The sequence below is a fragment of the Intrasporangium chromatireducens Q5-1 genome, assembly GCF_000576575.1.
GTDB classification, from domain to species: domain Bacteria; phylum Actinomycetota; class Actinomycetes; order Actinomycetales; family Dermatophilaceae; genus Intrasporangium_A; species Intrasporangium_A chromatireducens.
Window position 1 is genome coordinate 15,198 of record NZ_AWQS01000005.1, and the last position, 20,782, is coordinate 35,979.

The 20,782-nt window shown below is 70.3% G+C and carries 18 protein-coding genes and 1 pseudogene; 4 read left to right on the forward strand and 15 right to left on the reverse strand.

From position 1 onward, the window contains the following. Nucleotides 1-771: 771 nt before the first annotated feature. The 6 genes from N864_RS23325 to N864_RS26360 form a co-directional block, all read right to left on the reverse strand. On the reverse strand, nucleotides 772-1,170 hold the full coding sequence (locus tag N864_RS23325) for an AAA family ATPase (RefSeq protein WP_051518037.1): 399 nt from the start codon (nucleotides 1,168-1,170) through the stop codon (nucleotides 772-774). Between the two features lie 238 nt (nucleotides 1,171-1,408). Next, nucleotides 1,409-2,056 (reverse strand): hypothetical protein, encoded by a 648-nt coding sequence (locus tag N864_RS01255; RefSeq protein WP_034712474.1) that lies wholly within the window; start codon nucleotides 2,054-2,056, stop codon nucleotides 1,409-1,411. Nucleotides 2,057-2,063: 7 nt separating this feature from the next. Next, complete coding sequence (locus N864_RS01260) at nucleotides 2,064-3,047, reverse strand: DMT family transporter (RefSeq protein WP_081793255.1); 984 nt, start codon at nucleotides 3,045-3,047, stop codon at nucleotides 2,064-2,066. 15 nt (nucleotides 3,048-3,062) lie between these two features. Next, nucleotides 3,063-3,353 (reverse strand): metal-sensitive transcriptional regulator, encoded by a 291-nt coding sequence (locus N864_RS01265; RefSeq protein ID WP_169735947.1) that lies wholly within the window; start codon nucleotides 3,351-3,353, stop codon nucleotides 3,063-3,065. Nucleotides 3,354-3,428: 75 nt separating this feature from the next. Next, on the reverse strand, nucleotides 3,429-5,861 hold the full coding sequence (locus tag N864_RS01270) for a heavy metal translocating P-type ATPase (RefSeq protein WP_240474156.1): 2,433 nt from the start codon (nucleotides 5,859-5,861) through the stop codon (nucleotides 3,429-3,431). A gap of 406 nt (nucleotides 5,862-6,267) precedes the next feature. Then, nucleotides 6,268-6,552: a zf-HC2 domain-containing protein gene (locus N864_RS26360; protein WP_420805195.1), complete on the reverse strand. Its 285-nt coding sequence runs from the start codon at nucleotides 6,550-6,552 to the stop codon at nucleotides 6,268-6,270. On the opposite strand from N864_RS26360, the gene N864_RS26490 reads away from it, so the two are divergent. Beyond that, nucleotides 6,551-6,814, forward strand: a complete 264-nt coding sequence (locus N864_RS26490) for a hypothetical protein (protein ID WP_476702738.1) — start codon at nucleotides 6,551-6,553, stop codon at nucleotides 6,812-6,814. The two genes, N864_RS26360 and N864_RS26490, sit on opposite strands and share 2 nt — an antisense overlap. Here N864_RS26490 and N864_RS01275 read toward each other — a convergent pair. After that, nucleotides 6,753-7,400, reverse strand: a pseudogene (locus tag N864_RS01275) (prolipoprotein diacylglyceryl transferase); the annotation flags it as partial. The gene N864_RS26490 and the pseudogene N864_RS01275 sit on opposite strands and share 62 nt — an antisense overlap. Nucleotides 7,401-7,621: 221 nt before the next feature. Between N864_RS01275 and N864_RS25585 the strand changes: the two are divergent. Together N864_RS25585 and N864_RS23330 are read left to right on the forward strand one after the other, a co-directional pair. Then, nucleotides 7,622-7,768 carry a hypothetical protein gene (locus N864_RS25585; protein WP_162164483.1) on the forward strand — a complete coding sequence of 49 codons (147 nt, stop codon included), beginning with the start codon at nucleotides 7,622-7,624 and terminating at the stop codon, nucleotides 7,766-7,768. A gap of 321 nt (nucleotides 7,769-8,089) precedes the next feature. After that, complete coding sequence (locus N864_RS23330) at nucleotides 8,090-8,500, forward strand: antibiotic biosynthesis monooxygenase family protein (protein ID WP_051518038.1); 411 nt, start codon at nucleotides 8,090-8,092, stop codon at nucleotides 8,498-8,500. Between the two features lie 107 nt (nucleotides 8,501-8,607). On the opposite strand, the gene N864_RS01290 is transcribed toward N864_RS23330, so the two are convergent. From N864_RS01290 to N864_RS01310, 5 genes are all read right to left on the reverse strand, one after another. Beyond that, on the reverse strand, nucleotides 8,608-11,898 hold the full coding sequence (locus tag N864_RS01290; protein ID WP_081793257.1) for a beta-phosphoglucomutase family hydrolase: 3,291 nt from the start codon (nucleotides 11,896-11,898) through the stop codon (nucleotides 8,608-8,610). A gap of 118 nt (nucleotides 11,899-12,016) precedes the next feature. Further along, nucleotides 12,017-14,452, reverse strand: coding sequence for a heavy metal translocating P-type ATPase (locus N864_RS01295; RefSeq protein ID WP_034712483.1), 2,436 nt, complete (start codon nucleotides 14,450-14,452; stop codon nucleotides 12,017-12,019). 80 nt (nucleotides 14,453-14,532) lie between these two features. Beyond that, the gene (locus N864_RS01300) at nucleotides 14,533-15,594 is read right to left on the reverse strand and encodes a type II glyceraldehyde-3-phosphate dehydrogenase (RefSeq protein WP_034712485.1); all 1,062 of its coding nucleotides are present in this window, start codon (nucleotides 15,592-15,594) and stop codon (nucleotides 14,533-14,535) included. 269 nt (nucleotides 15,595-15,863) lie between these two features. After that, nucleotides 15,864-16,280, reverse strand: a complete 417-nt coding sequence (locus N864_RS01305; RefSeq protein ID WP_034712487.1) for a hypothetical protein — start codon at nucleotides 16,278-16,280, stop codon at nucleotides 15,864-15,866. Then, on the reverse strand, nucleotides 16,277-16,513 hold the full coding sequence (locus N864_RS01310; protein ID WP_034712492.1) for a heavy-metal-associated domain-containing protein: 237 nt from the start codon (nucleotides 16,511-16,513) through the stop codon (nucleotides 16,277-16,279). Before N864_RS01310 ends, N864_RS01305 begins: the two co-directional genes overlap by 4 nt. Before the next feature lie 600 nt (nucleotides 16,514-17,113). Here N864_RS01310 and N864_RS25880 point away from each other — a divergent pair. Continuing rightward, the gene (locus tag N864_RS25880; protein ID WP_240474157.1) at nucleotides 17,114-18,946 is read left to right on the forward strand and encodes an NUDIX domain-containing protein; all 1,833 of its coding nucleotides are present in this window, start codon (nucleotides 17,114-17,116) and stop codon (nucleotides 18,944-18,946) included. A gap of 53 nt (nucleotides 18,947-18,999) precedes the next feature. Here N864_RS25880 and N864_RS01320 read toward each other — a convergent pair whose 3' ends face one another. The 3 genes from N864_RS01320 to htpX form a co-directional block, all read right to left on the reverse strand. Continuing rightward, entirely contained in the window at nucleotides 19,000-19,224 is a 225-nt protein-coding gene (locus N864_RS01320) for an SHOCT domain-containing protein (RefSeq protein WP_034712496.1), read from the reverse strand. A 68-nt stretch (nucleotides 19,225-19,292) separates the two neighbouring features. Next, complete coding sequence (pspAB, locus tag N864_RS01325; protein ID WP_034712499.1) at nucleotides 19,293-19,856, reverse strand: PspA-associated protein PspAB; 564 nt, start codon at nucleotides 19,854-19,856, stop codon at nucleotides 19,293-19,295. A gap of 2 nt (nucleotides 19,857-19,858) precedes the next feature. Next, nucleotides 19,859-20,782, reverse strand: coding sequence for a zinc metalloprotease HtpX (htpX, locus tag N864_RS01330; protein WP_034712502.1), 924 nt, complete (start codon nucleotides 20,780-20,782; stop codon nucleotides 19,859-19,861).

The following is a 20,782-nucleotide window of genomic DNA, read 5'->3' on the forward strand; positions in this document are numbered from 1 at the left end:
GGTCAATCGGCGGAGGGAGGCCTCGTTCCACAGCCGGAGTGGGGTCGTGGTGACCGGAGGCCTGAAGCCCGGCCGGCAGCGCGGCTCGGCGCTGGGCCTCGTTCGTGTACTGGCGGGCGTAGGCCCACCCGACGGCCAGGGTGCGGCGGAGGCGTTCGATCTGGCCGGCGAACGCGGCCGGTACGGCCGGCCCCGCTTGGCGAGGATGCGGATTTGGGTGCAGGTGTTCTGCGACGGCTTCGAGCGGTAGGCCGGCGATCCGTTGCCGGGCTTGACCCGTCCGACGGTGCCGCCGCGCTGGTTGACCCGGTGACCGCCCCGGCGCAGGACGTCCAGAGCGACGGCGGCGGCTTCGTCGTCGTGGACCTCGGCGTAGCCGACACAGGAGTGGTGGTCCATGGCGTGTGGAGGAACGCATGTCCCAGCTGGGTTGCGGTGGGCGCTCTTGGCGTTGCCCGGGGGCGCGGCGCGGTTCTTGTCTCCTTGCTGGCGCCGGACGTAGCGGCGCCCGCCGTCGGGGTGTTCCCGAACTTCTCGACGCCCCCATGGATCATCGAGCCGGGGCGGGCTCCTCGTAGCGGTCGGCCGGCTCGCCGGTGGGCCGGCCGACGTGGGCCCGCCCGTCGAGCCGGCCCGCACGAGGATGCGGTGTGCGGTCGGGGTGCGGTCCCGCGGCGCGCGGCCGGCTGTACCGGGTCCCTCCCGCAGCCGCAGCCTGATCAGCCGCTCGGGCAGCACTGGGGATGTCTTGGAAGGCATCCTGTACGGGCACTATCCACGATCCGGTGGATGAGCGCGGGGGAGATGGCCTGCGCAGCAGTCGGGCAGCTCACCCTTGAGGATCTGCAACGCGGTGGCCGCCTTGTCCATGAAGTCAATGGACGAGGGCACGACAAACCTCCGGGGATGGTCCTTCCACGCGTGCAGTAGGCGTTCGTCGATGTCGGCTGCATCGGCTGCGGACTCGGTGCGCACCGGGTTGGCCTGGTTGTAGCCCTCTGAACTTGCGGGCGTTCGCAGGTGGATGACGGTGTCGTAGCGCCCGGACTCCGCTGAGGGTGTGGTGGCGAAGGATGCCCAGAACTCGGCCTCCGTACCGGGCCAGTACGCCAACCCGTCGACAGTGCCCCGATCGCAAAGGACGACTGCGGCTCGGTGCGTGTCCGCCACGCTTCCAGCTCGCGCTGGACGTGATAGATCGCCCGCTGTGCCGCGCGTCGGCCGCCCGCCGCGTCCTCCCGCGGGAAGCCACCACCGAAGATGATGCTGGCCGCTTCGGGCAGGACCTTCACGTGCTGGCACAGGGACCGTCTGACCAACTCGAGCACCGGGGTCTTACCAGCGCCGGGTCCGCCGGTGAGCACGACTCGTCGAGATTCGTGCCCCTTCGAGCATGCGCATTGCAGTGTCACGGCATCTGCTCCTTGCCGATGCCCGCGCTGGCCAGGTGGATGTTCCACTTCTGGATGAGGGCGAGTACGGCGAAAGCGGCGTCGCGCAGTTGCGCGTGCGCCAGCACGTCCCAGTTCTCGTGCAGGTACGCCTGGCGAAACCGGACGACGTGTCCGATGGAGACGATCCTCCACGGTCCTGACCGGTGGCGGCCGTAACTGTTGCCGAAGGCGACGACCCTGATCACGTGACCGGCCTCGGTGGGGACCTGCCCGCGGCCGACAAGTTGGCGCGCTATGTCCCGCGCGTGCGCGGCAGGGCAGCACCCGAAACGGGTCAGGGCGACCTCGAGCACGACCGGGTCTCGACGGGCCGGGTCGACCCGGGCCCGACCTTCCTTGACCTCGTCGACGAGCACGTCCGGCTGGCCCGGGCCGCAGCCAAGGGCGGGGTCGACGGTGCGCGCCGAGTCCCGGAGGGGTCGGCGGTGGCCCCCGTGGCTGATGAGGTCGTGGCCCGCCCCCGCGAAACGGTAGCCGACGATGTCCAGATGGATGACGGTGCGGCTTCCGCGCCCTCGGCACGCCTCCAGCACCGGGTACTCGGCCACCTTAAAGTGGCCGTTGACGTGCAGGTACGCATGCACGGGCTGCACCGGGTCCATGGGTGCCTCAATACCTGGAGGGGTGCACGGCCCGCGCGGCGCCGTCGCTCGACCCCCGCCGCGCGGCGGCGTCGCTCGCCCCGTGCCGCCCGCCGGCGCCAGATCGCAGGACCACCCACATCGCGGTCAGGGTGGCGGCGAGCCCGGTTGCAGTCCACCCACCGGGGCGTTCCCCGAGCACCGACACGGCCAAGGCCAGTCCGACCACAGGTGCCAGGAACGTCCACGAGGTCAGGGCGTCCAGCCGCGCCCGGTTCGCCTCGTGGAACCAGGCGACGGTCGTGGCGGCGGTGCCAACCAGGGCGAGGAAGGCCAAGGACACCAGGAAGCGGGGCGTCCACTCGATGTGGGCGGGGCCGTCGACGAGGAGCGCGAGGCCGGCGAGCACGACACCGCCGATGACCAGGTGCCACCCGGTGGCTAGCACCAGGTCCATGCCGGCGAGGCGTCGTGCCAGCAAGGTGCCGCCGGTCACGGCGATCGCCGACAAGAGGGAGAGCGCTGCTCCGCTGCCGCCCCCACCGGGCAGTGCGACGAGCAGTAGGCCGATGAACCCGACGCTGAGACCCGCCGCGGTGCGGTGGGATATGGCCTCTCCGTAGAGCCACCACGCCGGTAGCAGGATGAGCAGCGGCTGGGCGTTGGCCAGCACCGCCGCGACCCCGGTGGCGAGGCCCGCGACCCCGGCGAACATGGCAGCGAACGCGATGGTCACGTTGACCAGCCCGGCGGTGGTGATCCAGCCCCAGGCACGGATCCCGCGAGGTTGGGGCCGCCGCTGCAGCGCCCCGAACCCGACGAGGGCGGCGCCGGCTACCAGGGCGCGCAGCGATGCGAACCAGAGGATTGGTGCGTCCCGCAGACCCCACGACACGAACAGGAAGCAGGCGCCCCAGACGCTGGTGATCCAGATCATCCGCCACCGGCTCGGCTGCCCAAGAACGACGCTCGGTGGTGAATCGCCGTGCTGGTCGGTCGCGGTCGTCGACATTCTCGGGGCGCTCCTTCAGCTGCGCACGAGGCGGGCGATGGCCTCGGCGGCCTCGGTGACCTTTGTGTCCCGCGCTGACCCATCTGGCTCGCTCAGGCAGCCGCGGAGGTGGTTCTCGAGGACCAGCAGCGCGACGGCCTGCAGGGCCCGGGTTGTGGCGGCGACCTGGGTCAGGACATCGATGCAGTAGCGGTCCTGCTCCACCATGCGGGCGATCCCGCGGACCTGCCCCTCTATGCGGTGCAGGCGGGTGATGGCCTCGGCTTCGGTGGGGTGGGGCGGGCGAGAGATGGTCTGGCTCATCATGGCCCTTTCCGTGGTGCGCGGGAGAGGTGCCGGTGGTGCCCGCTGTGGACGGCGCGGGCACCACCGGGGTGGTCGTCAGGTGGTGGCGCCGGCGTACTTGGCCGGGTCCTTCTCGAAACTGCCGGCGCAGTGGGTGGAGCAGAAGTAGTAGATGGTGCCGTCGTGCTCGACGGTGGCGGCGGCGCCGGCCGGGTCGATGGTCATGCCGCAGACGGGGTCGACGACGGTGGATCCAGTGGGCTGGGTGGGCATGGGGTTCTCCTCTTCTTCTGTGGTGTCTTGCTCGTCTCGTCCGACCTCGACGACCGGGTCGGTGGTCGGGATCATGACGGCGCTGGGGATGGCCTTGGGGGAGAAGGTCTTGAGCCGGTTGGCGTTCGCCACGACTGACAGGGAGGACAGAGCCATCGCGGCCGCCGCGATCATCGGGCTCAGGGTCAGCCCGAGCGTGGGGTAGAGCGCGCCGGCCGCGACGGGGATGCCGAGCCCGTTGTAGACGAACGCGAACCCGAGGTTCTGCTTGATGTTGCGCATGGTGGCGCGGGACAGGTCCACGGCGGTGACCACTCCGGACAGCGCGCCGGAGATCAAGGTGATGTCCGAGGATTCAATGGCGACGTCCGTGCCGGTCCCGATGGCCGAGCCGACGTCGGCCTGGGCCAGTGCCGGGGCGTCGTTGATGCCGTCGCCGACCATGCCGACGATCTTGCCCTCACCCTGCAGCCGCTTGACCTCGGCGGCCTTGTGCTCGGGCAGCACCTCGGCCACGACCCGGCGGATGCCAACCTGACGGGCGATGGCGGCCGCGGTGGCCCGGTTGTCGCCCGTCATCATGACCACCTCGATGCCGCGGGCCTGCAGGGCCGCGACCGCCGCTGCGGAGCCGTCCTTGACGGTGTCGGCGACGCCGATCACGCCGGCGGGCAGGCCGTCAACTGCGGCCAGGATCGGGGTCTTGCCGTCCCGTGCCAGCCGCTCCAGGTCGCTCAGCAGCGGTGCCGGGTCGATGCCCGCGCCGCTCAGGAGCCGGGCGTTGCCGACCAGCACCTCGCGGCCCCCGACGAGGGCGCGCACACCCTGTCCAGTGATGGAGTCGAAGGCGGTCACCTCGGGCACGGTGAGCCCGCCCTGCCGGGCGCCGGTCAGGATCGCTGCGGCGAGCGGGTGCTCGGACGAGCTCTCCACGGCGGCGACCAGCGTGAGGAGCTCCTCGGCGGTGATGCCCTGCGTGGGTAGCACGTCAGTCAGGGCCGGGGCGCCGTTGGTGATGGTGCCGGTCTTGTCCAGCACGATCGTGTCCAGTTTGTGCGCCGTCTCGAGGGCCTCGGCCGAGCGGATCAGGATCCCGTTGGATGCGCCCTTGCCGGTGCCGACGGTAATCGACATCGGGGTGGCCAGCCCGAGCGCGCAGGGGCACGCGATGATGAGCACCGACACGGCGGCGACGAGCGCGAAGACGATCGCGGGTTGTGGCCCGGCCAGCGCCCAGATGACGAAAGCCCAGATGGCGATGCCGATCACTGCGGGGACGAAGTAGCTGGAGACCTTGTCGACCAGCCGCTGGATCGGCGCCTTGGAGCCCTGGGCCTGGCGGACGAGGTTGATGATCTGGGCCAGCATCGTGTCGGCGCCGACCTTGGTCGCGGTGTAGCGGAAGGCGCCCGTCTGGTTGATGGTCGCGCCGATGACGGGGTCGCCGGCCGCCTTGCTGACCGGGATCGGCTCGCCGGTCACCATCGACTCGTCCACCGACGAGGTGCCCTCGAGGACCTGCCCGTCGACCGGCAGCTTCTCCCCGGGTCGGACCACGACCACCTCGCCTACGGCGACCTCCTCGATCGTCACCTCGGACTCGACACCGTCGCGGATCACGCGGGCGGTGTGCGGCTGCAGCCCGATCAGGGTGCGGATCGCCTCACCGGTGCCGGCCTTGGCCTTGGTCTCCAGCAGCCGGCCGAGCAGGATCAGGGTGATGATGACGCCGACGGCCTCGTAGTACACCTCTTGGACGTTCGCCGGCAGAATCGCGGGCACGAAGGTGACGACGAGGCTGTAGCCGAACGCGGCGACCGTGCCCAGCGTGATGAGCGAGTTCATGTCCGCGGTCCGGTGCGAGAGCGCCAGCCAGCCGGTCCGGTGGATCGGCCAGCCCGTGTAGAACATCACCGGCGCGATGAGGACGAGCTGGAGCCAGCGGTTCATCAGCAGCTCGGGCATCCAGGTGACGCCGAAGAACTCGGTGAACATCACCGCGAAGAGAACCGGCGCGGTCAGGATCGCACCGAAGATGACTCGCCGGGTCAGGTCGCTGATTTCGGCGGCCCGCTCGGTGGCCTCCGGGTCCTCTTCGTTTCCTATGGCAGGGGCCGGGTCCGCGCCCTGGCCGTGCTCGGGCCGTAGGGGCGGTGTCGTGGCGGTCGTGCTCGCCTGCGTGCTCCCGGGCACAGCGTCGCGACCAGGCTCGGCCGCACCCGTGGTGACCCGCAAGGTGCCGCTGATCATGTTCATCCCGCAGGCGAACCGGAACTCGCCCGCGTCCCGGGGGGGTGAACTCGACCGCGGTGGTGGCGTAGGCCGGCAGCAGCTGGTTGACCTTGAAGTCCGGCATGACGACCCGCGAGGAGCAGTCGCCAGACTCCTGCCGGTCGAACAGCATCCGTACCGGCAGGCCTGTGCGAACCTCCACCAGGTCCGGGCTGTAGCCGCCTCGCACGCTGACCTTCACGACTTGCACGCCGTCCTCCAGGTCTGCCCGGCGGGTCTTCTTCGGTCCGAAGAAGAACCACGCCAGCAGGCCGGTGAGAAGGACCGCTGACAGCACGATGAACACGTCACCGATGGGCATTCCATTCACCTCCGCTGATCGGTGTGGCCGTGGGGAGTCGTCCCCTTCTAATACCCCGTCGGGGTACGGTCACAGTGCTAGTGGACCTCGTGAAGGTGTTGGGCGTCCATTCGAATCATGAAGGTCCTGTGAAGTTTCCGCGGCGTCAGCAGCGCCCCGCACTGCGAGCTGTGCCCAGTCTCCGGGCCCGAGTCGAGCGAGACAGCGGCGCAGCCACGCGGCCGCCGCGAGCTCGTTTTGGCACGTGGGGCAGGAGCGCAGGTGTTCCAGGAAGGTGTGCCGGTCCTCCGTGGACAGGCCGCCGAGCACGTAGGCACCGAGCAGTACGTGAGGACTGTCCGGGACACCGGTCATGTCGCTACTTAGCCCGGTCTTCAGATCGGCGTTCACTGGTCGGCTCCCGTCGTGTCGAAGATCGGCGTTTGCGCAGCGGAGGGATGATCGTTGCCCGGCCGCTTGGGCGTCCCAGCGCCGCCGGATCGTCGTGTCGCCGCGGCGAGCAGCGCGACCCCCCCCACCATCCCGGCCAGCGCCCACAGCTGCGGCTGGGTCAGGCCGAGGACGGCCGGTGTGTTGGTCCGCAGGAACTCCACCGCGAGGCGGGCTGCGCCGCTGAGTACGAGGTACCAGGCGAACACCGCCGGTCCACCTGCCCGTCGACCGAGCCACCACAGGATTCCGGCGATGGCCAGGGCGCCGATCGCCTCATAGAGCGGGGTGGGGTGCACCGGGACGTTGGTCGACACGACCCCGTTGGGGAAGGTCATGGCCCACGGCAGTGTGGTGGGGCGCCCGTAGGTGCCATCGCCGGAGACGAGACACCCGAGGCGGCCGATCGCGTAGGCGACGGACAGCGGCGCGGCCACCGCTCCGGCCACGACGCCGAGGTCCAAACGCCAGCGGCGTATCATGACCACGGCCGCGACGGCGCCGGCGATCAGGCCGCCGTACCAGGTGAAGCCCATCCCGCCGAGGTCGTGCAGGGTCAGGTTCGGCAGGCGCTCGAGCAGGTAGTACACCTTCGCTCCGGCGAAGCCCCACACGGTGGCCCACATGACGAGGGGGTAGGCGAGAGACCGGTCGATGCCGCGGCGCTCGAACGCGCGAGCCACGAGCACGGCGGCGGCCAAGGCGGCCAACGCCTTGCTCACTCCGTAGGTCTGGATGTCGATCCCGAGGATCGAGAAGAGGATGGGGCGCATCGCTAACGGCTCCGTCGGTAGTAGGGCAGGTCCTTGGGGGGGAGGCGTCAGAAGGGCCGGTGCGCGGACCCATAACGGGGCCCGGATCCGTCAGGTCGCTGGGCTTGGTCCTGGTCGTCCGGGTTGTAGGCGTCCCGGGTCGGGTCCGGGTTCGAGGGCCTCGGGCTGGCGGGTTCCTGGTGCCTCGCCGGCGCGTCGCTTTCGCCGTGATCGTGGCCGGCGTGCCCACCACATCCGCCCATGCGGCCGCCATGCCCGCCGTGCCCGCCGTGGCCGTGTCCACCAAGGTGCATCACGAGCATGCCGACGACCAGGACGATTCCGACCCAGTTCCGCTGGATGAACTCGAACATCACTTGCTCCTGTAGGTGAACGCAAAGGGCTGACAGCGGGGGCGTCCGCTTGCCATCTCCGAGACTGGTCTTCATTCATGGAGACTGGAGGCACGAACCGTCAAGGATCGATGAAGATCAGTCGCCATGAACCCGGGATAGGCCTTGCTGGGCCGACCAGCCCAGCCGGTTGCGGCGCGGCATACGTCTTCGTCGAACCTTCACGGGAAGAACGTGAGATCTCGATCCTCATCGGAGAACCTGAAACGGCCCGCCGCTCCGGCATCCGGCTGACCGACGTAGGTCACGCCTCTCGACTTGTGTCGAGGTCAGGCGGCACCCGACGAGGAGGATCCCATGTTCATCGCCATGGTCCGGTTCCCGGACGTACCGAGTGACCGCGATGCCGAGTTCCGTGACTGGTTCGAATGGTCGAACCAGGAGCTGGCCGGTACCCAGGGCCTGCGGGGCCGGCGGCTGTTGTACTCCGCGGACGACGGGTACTGCGCTCTGGTCGAGCACGAGTCAGCTAGGAGCTTCACCGCCATGCACGGCACTTCGGCGGCGGCCCGTGTCCAGACGAGGCTGCGGGGACTCGTGGCCGAGGCGCCGCAGGCGACACAGTTCGAGGTCGTGGCCGCACTGGCCACCGGAGGCTGCTGCAGGGAAGACGGCAATCACCAGCACTCTCAGGACGACGACGAGCACTCCGTCCCCGAGAGCGACGCGGATGTGGTTGCCGGGCATGCCTGCTGCCAGGCGGGATGAGATCGCTCGGTAAGGGACGTTATCAGTCGTATGCCGCTCACCTCAGTCCCGCCGGGACGTCGCCTCCCAGCGGGACCGAGGTGAGCGGCGTGGTGTCTCTCGCACCTTCACGGCGCTGACTGTCGACCGCCGGCCCGGTCGGTCCGCTGCCGGCGCAGGTCGCGACGGGATCGTGACCGCACGGCGCCTCCGGGTGGCGGGGGAGTGCTGGAGGTTCCGGCACGGTCCGCTGGGACGAACACTGCCTTCCCGCCGGCAGGGATGACGTGAGTGTGGCCGAGCGCCCGCAGGTGCACGTCTCGATTCGTGGCGCAGGGGTCCGCGTGGACGCTCACCGTGTCCCGGTCGAGGATGATCCGCAGGCGTTGACCGCGGTGCAGGATGGTGAACCGGGCTCGCCTCAGGCCGGTCGGCAGGTTCGGGTCGAGGATGACGGCGTCGCCCTCGGTGCGCTGACCGGCAAGGGCGCGGGTGACGATGTCGGTGGTGGCAGCCATGGCGCCGAGGTGGATGCCCTCGCCGGTGGTTCCGCCTTGGGTGTCGTCCAAGTCCGCCGCCAAGGCCTCGCGGAAGCTCTGCCAGGCGCGGTCAGGATCCGTTCTGGCGAGCACGGACGCGTGCACCACGCGGCTGAGGGTCGACCCGTGAGCGGTGCGGGCCAGGTAGTACTCGACGGTTCGCGCCAGCAGTTCGGCGTCGGCCGGATAGCCGAGCCTTTCAAGGGCGGCGACGACGCCGTCGGGCCCGAGGAGATAGACGAGCATGAGGACGTCGGCCTGCTTGGCGAGCCGGTACCGGTTGGTGGTGTCGTGCTCCGCCTCGAGGATGAGGTCCAGGCGTCCGATGTTGCCGTACTTGGTTTGGTAGCCGTCCCAGTCCAGTTCGGCCAGGGCGCCGTAGCCGTCGAACTGGCTGATCACCCCATCGTGGAATGGCACGGTGAGCCGGCTGCTGAGGCGCTGCCACAGCCTGCGCTCCGCGGGGCGGACCCCAAGGCGCGCGTGCAGACTGTCGCAGTCGTGCCCGTCGGTGACGCGCAGCACGTCCAGTGCCCGGTCGCACACCCAGGCGCTCAGGATGTTGGTGTAGGCGTTGTCCCGCAGGCCCTCACCGGGGGCCTCCGGGTAGCCGTCGTGGTACTCGTCAGGGCCCATGACGCCCGCGATGTGGAACCGATCCGCGGTGTTGTCGTAGGTGGCCAGGGAGGCGAAGAACCGGGCGACCTCTACGATCAGGTCGCCTCCGCGGTGGGCGAGCCAGGCCAAGTCGCCGGTGGTCTGGTAGTACTGCCAGGCGTTGTAGGCCACGGCCAGGCCGACGTGCCGCTGCAGGTGGGAGTTGTCGGGCATCCATCGCGCCGAGCGGGTGTTGAACAGCATGCTCGGGGTGTCCTCACGTCCGTCGCTGCCGCTCTGCCACGGGAACATCGCTCCGGCGTGCCCGTCCTCGGCGGCCGCCTGCCGTGCGGCGTCCAACCGTCGGTGGCGATACTCGAGCAGGGCGCGGGTGACCACGGGCAGGTGGGCCGTGAGCACCGGCAGGACGAACAGCTCGTCCCAGAACACGTGCCCGCGGTAGCCCTCCCCGTGCAGGCCGCGTGCGGGCACGCCGGCATCGATCTCCGCGGTATGTGCCGAGACGCACTGCAGGACATGGAACACGTGCAGGTTCAGCGCGAGCTGGCTCCCGCGGTCGGCATCCAGCTCGATTCCGAAGCGGTCCCACAAGCGTTCCCAGGCCGCCTCGTGCGGTGGCAGCACGTCGCAGAACCCGCCGGGGGCCCAGCCGAGCTCGCCCACCGCGGCCAGCGATGGTGAGGAGATCGCCCGGTCCCTGGAGGTGAAGACGGCCACGGTCTTGTCCACCACCACCGGCCGGCCCGTCTCGAGTGTCACCTCGAAACGCAGCCCGTGACGCTGCCCATGCTGCGTGAGCATCCCTGCGGTGGCATGCGTTCCCGTGATCGTGGTGCGTGCGGCCGTCGCGATGCGCACGTGGCTCTGGGTGGTCTCGACCTCGGTCACGAGGGTCTCGGGCCCCACCCGCTTGACACCCACGGTCCTCAGGTGCCGGTCCGCCAGCCCGCGGTACTCGGGCACGTTCCCATTGCGCACGCCGGTGTCCACCCCCGAGAGGATGCTGACGGCACCGGTCCATCCCTCGGCTACCACCGTGGTCTCGAGGCAGGCCAGGTGCGGTCTGGCCATGGAGACGACGCGGCGCTGGGTCACGCGGATACGGTGGTCGGCCTCGTCGGTGAGGACGGCGGTGCGGGTGAGCACCCCGGTGCGCAGGTTCAGCTCGCGGCGCTCGTGCGTCACTGCGAGGGCACCGGCCGACCACCAGCCACCCTGCCCGATGCGCAGGTCGAGCACCAGCCAGTTCGGCGCGTTGACCAGGCTCTCGTCCTCGACCTGGCGCCCATGTACGGTGGATGTCAGCCGGTTGTACACGCCGGCCAGGTACGAGCCCGGGTAGTGCACCCCGTCCGCCGCTCGCTCGGGGGCCGCGCCGCGGGTGCCGAGATAGCCGTTGGCGAGCGTCGTCAGTGCCTCCCGATGCGCTTCATGGGCCGGGTCGAACCCCTCGTAGACCAGCATCCATGGATCAGCGCGCAGGGCTCCGAGGTCCAGCTCGCTGACCGTGGTCACGACGAGGTCCGCGCCGGCCGCCTCCAGTGCCTGACGACGACCCGTCCGGTCCACGCCGACCACCAGGCCGAAGCCGCCGGCCCGTGCCGCCTCGACCCCGGCGACGGCGTCCTCGACCACCGCCACGCGCGCCGGAGCGAGCCGGAACTGCCCGGCCGCGTACAGGAACATGGCCGGGTCCGGCTTGCCCGGCAGCCCGAGCTCGCTCGCGTCCCGGCCATCGACAACGACATCGAAGACCCCGTCGAGACCAGCCGCCATCAGAAGCTGGCGGCTGTTGCGGCTGGCGGTCACCAGGCCCACCGGCACCCGGCCTGCTTTGAGCCGGCGCACCAGCTCCATGGTGCCCGGGAAGACGCGCAGGCCCTGCTCAGCGAGCAGGTCGAGGTAGAGCTCGTTCTTGCGGGCGGCGAGCCCGTGCACCGACCAGGCTCCGGCCCCGTCGCCGAGGTTTCCGAGGGGCAGGTCGATCCCCCGGTCGGACAGGACGTTGGCGACGCCCTCTTCACGGGAGCGTCCGTCGACCAGCCGGCGGTAGTCCTCGACGGCATCAAACGGGCGGTACGGCATGGCACCGAGACGAGGATCGGCCAGCACCTGGTCGAACAAGGCTTTCCAGGCCGTGGCGTGCATGGCCGCCGTGTCCGTCACGACACCGTCCATGTCGAAGATGACGGCCTCCTGTGGGGGTCGGGCCGCCGCCTGCGCGCACTGCCCGCGCGGCTGGCCAGTTGTGGGACCTTTCATCGTGGACCACCTCCAACTGGTGGGTCGGTTTCGCGGTCCCGCCGGCCGCAGACGCGTCGGTCCGTAGGCGCCGCCCGCGACGGCTCGGTGCGACGGGACGGCGGGGTGGGGTGGCCCATCAGCGCGTGCCGGCCGGCACTGGGGCCGTCGGCTTGGGGCTGCCACCGACGGGGTGCGCAGGCTGAGGCCCCTGCTGTTGCGGCAGCCGCAGGCGCTTGAGCAGCAGGGCATTGACGGCGACGATCACCGACGAGCCCGACATCGACAACGCCGCGATCTCCGGGCTGAGCGAGACGCCGAGGGAGGGGTAGAACACCCCAGCCGCGATGGGCAGGGCGATGGTGTTGTAGCCGATCGCCCAACCCAGGTTCTGCCGCATCTTGCGCAGGGTTCCCCGACCGATCCGCAGCGCGACCGGCACGTCAAGCGGGTCCGAACGCATCAGCACGATGTCCGCGGTCTCGATGGCCACATCGGTGCCGGCGCCGATGGCCACGCCGATGTCTGCGGTGGCCAGGGCCGGGGCATCGTTGACGCCGTCGCCGACCATGGCGACCTTCTTCCCCGCCCGTTGCAGCTCGGCGACCTTGTCGGCTTTGTCTCCGGGTAGCACCTCGGCGATGACGGTGTCGATGCCGAGCCGGCCGGCGATCCGTCGCGCGGTGGCCTCGTTGTCGCCGGTGAGCATGACGACCTCGATGCCCTGCTCGTGCAGGGCCCGGACCGCTGCAGCAGCGGTCTCTCGGGGGGCGTCCGCGAGGGCGAGGACGGCCACGGCGCGCCCGTCGACCGCGGCCAGCACGGCGGTTCGCCCCGCGGCCGCCAGGTCCTCGCGCGCCTTGGCGAGGTCGCCGAGGTCGACGTTCTCGGCGGTCATCAACCTCCGGTTGCCCACCGCGACACGCCGGCCCTGGACGCTGGCGGTGGCGCCGTGCCCGGCGACGTTGCGGAAGTCCGACGCCGCGTACACCGGGACACGGGTCTGGGTGGCGCGCCCGACGATGGCTCGGGCCAAGGGGTGCTCGGACTCGCGCTCCACCGCCGCGACCAGCGCGAGCACCTCGTCCTGGGTCATCCCTGGTGCTGCGACGATGTCGGTGACATCGGGCTGGCCCTTGGTCAGGGTGCCGGTCTTGTCCATGACCACGGTGTCGATGCGCGCGGAGGTCTCCAGCGCGGTCGCGTTCTTGAACAGGATCCCCCGCTTGGCGCCCAGGCCCGTGCCGACCATGATCGCGGTAGGGGTGGCCAGGCCGAGCGCATCGGGGCAGGTGATGACCACCACGGTGATCGCGAACAGGATCGCGGTCGGCACGCTCGCCCCGGCCAGCAGCCAGGCAAGGAACGTGACGGTGCCGCCGATGAGCGCCACGAACACCAGCCAGAACGCGGCCCGGTCGGCCAGCCGCTGGCCCGGGGCCTTGGAGTTCTGGGCCTCCTGGACCATCGCGACGATCTGCGCCAGGGCGGTGTCCTGCCCGACCTTGGTGGCCCGCGCCCGCAGGGTGCCGGAGAGGTTGATCGAGGCACCGATGATCTCGTCTGCCGGCGCTTTGTGCACCGGCAGGGACTCGCCCGTCACCATCGACTCGTCGACCTCGGACTCGCCCTCCTCCACCATGGCGTCAACTGCGATCTTTGAGCCGGGGCGCACGAGCAGCAGGTCCCCGACCACCACGTCGGCGGTGGGTATCTCCGCCTCGGCTCCGTCGCGGATCACGACCGCGCGGGGCGGGGCGAGCTCGAGCAGGGTGCGCACCGCGTCGTTGGCGCCGCCGCGGGCGCGCATCTCGAACCAGTGCCCGAGGAGCACGAACGTCGCGAGGACGGTTGCCGCCTCGTAGAAGACGTCCCCACCACCGGACAGGGTGACGAACAGGCTGTAGAGCCAGCCGGTGCCGACGGCGACCGCGACCAGCACCATCATGTCCAGCGTCTTGGCCTTCAAGGCCCGGTACGCGCCGTCGAAGAAAATCCACGCGGAGTAGAAGATCACCGGAAGCGAGAGGATCAGCATGAAGACGTCGTCGCGCAGCCCGAGCGGTGCGGCGGCGGTGAACCCGATGAAGTCCCGGCCGATCGGGGACCACAGCGTGATCGGAACGGAGAAGAGAAGCGCCACGAGGAAGCGGTTGCGCATGTCGCGGACCATGTCCTCCATCGACCCGCCACCATGGTGCCCGCCGTGCCCCATCACATCCTGCGCGGAGCGGCCGGGTGATTCAAGCCCGGCCTGCGCGTGGTGACCGGCGTGCGGCTCGTGACCGGCGTGCGGGTCGTGCCGGGCGTGCCTGTCACCGGGCTCGTGCATGGGGTCGCACACGTGCTGGGGCACGGACTGGCCCTGGCAGTGGTAGCCGCACTCCGTGACCCACTGGGCGAGCCGGGCGACGGAGGTCCGGTCCGGGTCGTAGGTGACGGTTGCGGTCTGCGAGGCGGCGCTCGCCTGGACGCCGAGCACGCCCGGACGGCGCAGGAGGGTGTTCTCGATGACCGCCTCGGAGGTGGCCCAGTGCACGCCACCGACCTGCAGGATCGTCGTCTGGCTGTTCATGGTCCGATCTTCCCTTCCTGGTTGTGTGGCCGCCCGGTCGTGGGCCAGCGTGGCTGAACCTGACGGGCCGTGGCGGCCGTTCAGTGCACCCGATCGTGGAGGCGGACTGGAGCCGGCAGGAACCGGTGGCGCATGCCCAGGGCCTTGTCGGTCATCGCGATGGAGGTGGCGCCATCGGTCACCGTCCCGCTGAGGGCCCGGATGGCGTCGATGGTCTCCGGGACGACGATGGCCTCGTTGTGGACCTGGTAGGTCAGGAAGGCCTCGGCTTCGGCGACGCTCAACACGTCCTCCCACAGCGCGACCTCCCACATGTCGCCCCGGGGCCGGCCGAGGTCGCGCATCAGCTCCACCGTGGTGTTGAGCGCGGTCAGCCCGTCGGTCATCCGGATGAACGCGATCCGGGGCGCAGCTCGCAGGGCCTCGAGCACCTCCTGCCGGGAGGCTGAGCGGGTCAGCTGCAGCGTCCAGAAGTGCGCGTGGGTCTGGGTGTGTGAGGCCTTGGCGGCAATGGTGACCACGTCGAGATCCGGTAGCACGGTCTGGGCGTCCGGTCCCTGGTGGGACGGGATGGTGGACTCGGGCACCAGTGTGTTCATGATCCCGCCCTGGTGCGACTCGCCGGGGTCGGTCGCTCGCCGGATGAGGACCCCTCGCGCCCGGGCGAGCAGCCCGGCGCCCTGCAGGGCGCCGAGCACTCGCACCATGCTCGTGGTGTTGCAGGAGACCACCCGGGTCAGGTCACGGCCAACGGCGCTGGCGTAGTTGGCCTGGGCGACGAAGGAGTGCCCAGTTGTGGCGTGGGACTCCCCGCCCTGGAGCACCGCCTTGACTCCAGCGGCCCGGTAGCTGGGCAGGTTGGTCGCCGCCACCTTCTTGGGGGTCGTGTCCACGACGACGTCGATCTGGCCGAGGAGGTCGGCGAGGCTGCCGGCCATGGACACGCCGGCCTCGCGCATCGCCGCGGTGGCCGGCGTCGTCGCCGCGTACACATCGATGTCGAGGCCGACAGCCGTGCGGATACGCCAGTCCGAGGCGACGTCGGCGACGCCGACCAGGTCCATGTCCGGCATGAGGCGCACCGCGTCTGCGACCCGTTTACCGATCACGCCATAACCGTTGACTGCAACGCGGATACTCATGGGACCATCTCCTCTTGCGGTGTACAGATACCTTGCTCGGTTGACGGCGCCTACGTCGAGGAAACCTCGAGAGGTTGGCGATGTGGACTGGGAAACGGCGAAGTTGCGGTGAAGATCCTCCCGGTTGGGCGCCGCGGTGCAGAGTGCCAACGGGCCATCACACCGCGCCAGCGGTCCCGCCACGGGCCGTAACGGGCGCGCCCGACGAGGCAGCGGCATAGCGGTGGGCCGTTGCCGCTCGGCCCGGCGCCCTGCCGACCAACCGTGAGTCAGTGGTGGCCGGCGTGCTCGTTGCTCGTGACGGTCGGGGTCGGCGTGCGGTCGGGGGTGGCGCCTGCGGTCGCGCCGCTGAGGGCCGGTCCGATGATGAAGGCTGACAGGGCGAACAGGGTCGTGAAGGCGGCGACTCCAAGGACCGGGGCCCAAGGGGTCCGGAACCGCGCGTGGATGCGGCGCAGTAGCGGGATGCTGAGGAGCAGGCCCACGATGTAGAGCACGCCGTTGCCCCACACGCCGGTCAGCAGCGCGGCTCCCGCGAGCAGCCCGATGTGGTGCATCACGTGCGGGACGATCCCCAGTACAACGCCGACGGCCGCGCGGGCCGCAGCCCAGAATCCCCGCGGGGTGGCCCTGCTGGTCGGTTGCGAGACGAGGGGGAGGGCGGGGGCGTCGATGGGTTCGGTCATGATCGGCTCTCGTTCGTGAGGTTCGTGGTGGTGAAGCCGGCGTCGTGGACGGCTGCGGCGACCGACTGGCGCGAGCCATCCGGGTCGAGCGCGACCAGCACCGGGCTGCACGATCGGCCGCCCAGGTCGATGACAACGCGCTGAACCCCTGGGACCTTCTGGAGCGCGGCACGGAGCCGACTGACGCAGTCTGGGCAGAACATGCCGTGCACGGGCAAGAGGGCGACAGTCATCGCTTGGTACCTCCCGGGGTTGGTTGTCCGCAGGGCGCGCTGGCCCGCCCGAGGAGGAGCGTTGGGCGCCCTCGCCGGGGCGCCGACTGCGGCGAATTGAGGCTCATGTTGGCAGCCTCGCGGGCGGAGGTCTCGATCGTGTCGAGTTCGCCTGAAGGTTCGGTCAAGATCTTCCCGGCACGAGCTGGCCTTCGACGGATCCGTTTCTGTGCGCTCGGCGCCAGCAGGCCGATCCGGTCTTCAGCGGACCTTCACCGTTGACACCGGTCGATCGACAGGTGAGGCGAGCACCGTTGTGATTACGGCCACCACGCTAAGCGAGGGCCCGTCCAGCGCGCGAGGGCCGGACTGGGCTGAAGGACGAGACGCCCGGGAGGAACGATGACACAGGCCAGACCAACCGAGACCGGGGTGTCATCGATCCGGAACGGGAACTGCATCGCCGCCACGGGCCCATGTGGCTGCAACTCGGCGCCCCCGAAACTGACGACGGTCGGTTGCCTCCCCCCGGGAGGGGCTGAGCGGCAGCGCACCGAGTCGGCGCCATCGGCGATCAGCCCCGATGGCGAGCCGCTGGCCGTACTGGCCCACCTCCTGCGGGTGTGTCGTGACCATGCGGAGTGTCTAAGTGGCGGTTGGGTCGAACAGGACCTCCCGACCGCCACGCTGACACGCCTTGCGCACGCCAAGCGTCTCATCGCCCTGAACGCAGGGCGCGGGCGGCTGGGCCAGCTCGCGTGTGAGGCGATCGCCGATGCCGTCGCGCACGGCCGGAGGCTCGACGGCATCCGTTGTGCCTATCTGCTCGCGGGAGAGGTCGACCGCGTCCTCGGCCACACGTTTGAGGAGTCCTTCCGGCGCCGGGCCCCCTACGAGCCCGCGGTCGGGGATCCCGTCCCGATCGAGTCACCGGACATCCGTCAGCTGATCGACATGCCTGCGAGCACGCCCCCGTGGCGTCTGGTACAACGCGTCGACCAGACGCGCCGGGTCCGCTTGGCTGGTGCCTGGGCGGCGCAGTACCGGGTCATCTACGAGGTTCCGAGCATGGATGGGCCGCTCCTGACCCCGGACACGATCGTGGCCAGCTGCCAGCCGAACCTCGAGCTTGCCGAGCTGTCCGTGCCCCACGATCGCCAGCAGCAGGCCTTCCCGGTCGGCCCGCTCGACCCCGTCCTGCAACGGCACACCATCGACGAACAGATTCGGTGGGCCGTCGATGCGGGGGCCTCGATCGTTGTGCTGCCTGAGCTGAGCGTCACCGCTGAGCTCAGTCACCATCTGCACCAGTGGGTCCAACGAGACGACGGCCCGAAGATCCTGGTCGCCGGAACCTTCCACGAACGCCATGTCGCTGAGCGCGGCGGGACGCCCCGGCAGACCAACACCGGCATGGTCTGGGCCAAGGGTGTCGGTCACCCGCTCGTGCACCGGAAGCACACTCCGGCACGGGCGCCGGTTCTGGAGGCCCTAGACGTCGAGGCCCGGCCGACCCTGCGGATCTGGGTGCTGCCCGGCGGCTGGCGCCTGACGCTCGCGATTTGCCGCGACCTTCTCAACCCCCAGGCGGTGCACGCCCTGTCAGAGGCCGTGGTCAATGTCGTGCTGGTGCCCGCCATGAGTGACTCGCTGCGGCCCTTCGTCGCGTCTGCGGCGGTGCTGGTGGGTCTCTCGCAGGCGTTTGTCATCGTCGCGAACAACCCCGCCGATTGGGGTGAGGGACTCGCACGCCCCGCCGACGCCGCTCTGTTCGGGCACCCGGGTCTGGGACAGCTCACCCGGCTGGTCGCGTCCAACGCCGAGCCCGGCGTCACTCTGATGTCCATCAGGTCCGCCTCGATCAGGCGGCTCACCGCGCAGGGCCCGAGCCCGGGAAGGCTCGCCGCGCCGAGCGAGGACGCACCGTCGTGGTTGGGTGGCCTGACGTCCCTCACCGAGCGAGGGGCCGGTCGCGGACAGCCCCGACGACCGGGGCCGTGGCACCAGGCCGCGGTTCTCGTCGTCGTCCGCGGAGGCGGACCCTCCCGTGCCTCGGTCCTGCTGACCCGGCGGGCCGACGACCTGGCGCAGTACCCGGACGTCATGAGCTTCCCGGGGGGAGCGGTCGACGAGGGTGATGTGGACCCGATCGCGGCCGCGCTGCGCGAGGCCGCCGAGGAGGTGGGTCTCGAACCGGGCAGCGTGCGGGTCCTTGGCGTACTGCCGGACTACGCCTTGGCCGGGTCGGCGTTCATCGTGACGCCGGTCCTCGCCTGGTCGACGCAGCCGCGGTTCACGCAGGGGGTGAATACCGCTGAGGTGGCTGAGGTGGGCTGGCACGACGTCGGCGTGCCCCTGCCCGAAGGCGACGGTCACGCACGTGCCGGGCGCATGACCCAAGCCATTCTCGACCAGCTGGCGGGGGCACTGGCGCGCCAGCCTGCCAGCGTCTGACCGGACCGGTGCCGCGGTTGGCTTCGTCAGGCTTGCCGCCCGCCCGGCCGGGCTCAGTGCCCGTCGGTGAGGTGTCGACGCTGTTGCACGTACTCCTCGATGCTGAGCTGCCCTCGTGCCAGCCGCTCATCGAGCGTGGCCAACGGGTCGGCCGTGTCCCGGGCAGCGGGGTCGCTTCGGTGGAAGAGGGAGCCGGCCGCGTAGGCGACGGTACCCCAGAACCCGAGGGTGCCCAGCCCGAGCAGCAGCCACAGGGGCCAGCCGGTCGTGGTCATCATCGCGGTTCCTCCCTGCAGTTGCCGGATGTATCCATCTTGTGAAAAGAAAAGGGGTGTCGCCGAGTGAGTCAAAGTCCCGGCGCACCGTGCACCGGGAACCACCGGCCGAGGTCGGGCTCGATGCGCAGGTCGTCCGCGATGACGGCCCTGACCTGCAGCTCGAGCGCGGTGTCGCGGCGCTCTTGGGCCGTGGGGGCGAACGGGTACCAGGTGCCGCGTTTGTACAGGTAGATCAGACCCAGGCGCTGCGGCCCGTCACCGAAGACGACCAAGGTGCACAGCAACGTAGTCCCGTAGCCGGCCTCCACCAGACTGGTGTTGACCGCGTGCAGGTCCGTCACGAGCCCCTCCAGGTCGGCGGCGTCGCCGGTGCGGGTCAGCCATGTGTAGCCGAACGTGTCGCGGGAGATCGCGAACCTGCCCTCGTCGAGGGCGAGCAGCGCCTCGACGTGCTCGGTCAGCCCGGAGAAGGCGGCGCCCTCGGCTGCCTTGAAGGCCACCGAGCCGGTCCCGGTGGGCCGGAAACGGGTGGCCGCCTGCAACGTGACTGCGGCGGAAGGCAGCGCGAAGAGCTGGTCGAGGTCGGGGCCAGCAGGTTTGGAGCGGCCCAGCAGGATATCGAGGAAGCCCACGGTCACGACTCCTGTCCGAGCTCTCGGGAGAGGTCCGACAACTGGGTGAGTCGCTGCTCGAGCGGCGGGTGGGTAGCCAACAGGGCCGTCAAGGCGACCCCGGGCGCGAGCGCCGGCGCGAAGAAGAACGCGTTGAACGCCTGTGCCTCGCGCAGGTCCCGGGTCGGGATCGCCGACATCTCGCCGGTGATCTTCGTCAACGCCGACGCTAGGGCAGACGGCTGTCCAGTCAGCAGCGCGCCCGCGCGATCGGCGGCCAGTTCGCGGTACCGAGACAGAGCCCGGATGAGCAGGAACGAGACGGCGTACACGACCGCCGAGACCGCGACCACCGCCATCACGAGCACGGCCACGTTGTCGCCGTTGTCGTCGCGCCGGCGCCCGGCCCCCAGGGCGCCCGAGTAACCGGCGAACAGGCCGAACCGGACGATGAGACCGGCCAGGACGCCGAGGAAGGACGCGATGGTCATGACGGCCACATCCCGATGGGCCACATGGGACAGCTCGTGTGCGAGCACCCCATCCAGTTCCTCGCCATCCAAGCGGCGCAGGATGCCCGAGGTGACACAGACGACGGACTTGGCGGGGCTGCGGCCGGTGGCGAAGGCGTTCGGCAGGTCGACGTCGGCGATCGCCACGGCGGGTTTGGGCATGTCGGCCAGGGCGCAGAGCCGGTCGATCCGGCCGTGCAGCTGCGGAGCCTCCTCGGGGGTGACGGTCCGTCCATGCATCGCGAACAGGGCGATCCGATCGGAGAACCAGTACTGGGCGAACAGGGCTGCGCCGGCGATCACGACCGCCAGCACCGCGCTCTTGAGCAGGACGAACAGGGCGCCGGCGAAGGCCACGTAGAGCAGGCCGAGCAGGAACGTGGTCGCGAGCATCCGACCGGTCAGTCCCCGGTCCGGGGCGAACCTCGTGCGCAT

What these genes read in the sequence shown, in the direction of transcription:
- N864_RS01290 (WP_081793257.1), bottom strand. Translation starts at nt 11,898, where the DNA reads ATGAAAGGTCCCACAACTGGCCAGCCGCGCGGGCAGTGCGCGCAGGCG.
- N864_RS01260 (WP_081793255.1), bottom strand. Translation starts at nt 3,047, where the DNA reads ATGTCGACGACCGCGACCGACCAGCACGGCGATTCACCACCGAGCGTC.
- N864_RS01265 (WP_169735947.1), bottom strand. Translation starts at nt 3,353, where the DNA reads ATGATGAGCCAGACCATCTCTCGCCCGCCCCACCCCACCGAAGCCGAG.
- N864_RS01310 (WP_034712492.1), bottom strand. Translation starts at nt 16,513, where the DNA reads ATGACTGTCGCCCTCTTGCCCGTGCACGGCATGTTCTGCCCAGACTGC.
- N864_RS01300 (WP_034712485.1), bottom strand. Translation starts at nt 15,594, where the DNA reads ATGAGTATCCGCGTTGCAGTCAACGGTTATGGCGTGATCGGTAAACGG.
- N864_RS26360 (WP_420805195.1), bottom strand. Translation starts at nt 6,552, where the DNA reads ATGACCGGTGTCCCGGACAGTCCTCACGTACTGCTCGGTGCCTACGTG.
- N864_RS01270 (WP_240474156.1), bottom strand. Translation starts at nt 5,861, where the DNA reads ATGAACATGATCAGCGGCACCTTGCGGGTCACCACGGGTGCGGCCGAG.
- htpX (WP_034712502.1), bottom strand. Translation starts at nt 20,782, where the DNA reads ATGCGCACGAGGTTCGCCCCGGACCGGGGACTGACCGGTCGGATGCTC.
- N864_RS01305 (WP_034712487.1), bottom strand. Translation starts at nt 16,280, where the DNA reads ATGACCGAACCCATCGACGCCCCCGCCCTCCCCCTCGTCTCGCAACCG.
- N864_RS01255 (WP_034712474.1), bottom strand. Translation starts at nt 2,056, where the DNA reads ATGGACCCGGTGCAGCCCGTGCATGCGTACCTGCACGTCAACGGCCAC.
- N864_RS23330 (WP_051518038.1), top strand. Translation starts at nt 8,090, where the DNA reads ATGTTCATCGCCATGGTCCGGTTCCCGGACGTACCGAGTGACCGCGAT.
- N864_RS01295 (WP_034712483.1), bottom strand. Translation starts at nt 14,452, where the DNA reads ATGAACAGCCAGACGACGATCCTGCAGGTCGGTGGCGTGCACTGGGCC.
- N864_RS26490 (WP_476702738.1), top strand. Translation starts at nt 6,551, where the DNA reads ATGTCGCTACTTAGCCCGGTCTTCAGATCGGCGTTCACTGGTCGGCTC.
- N864_RS01320 (WP_034712496.1), bottom strand. Translation starts at nt 19,224, where the DNA reads ATGATGACCACGACCGGCTGGCCCCTGTGGCTGCTGCTCGGGCTGGGC.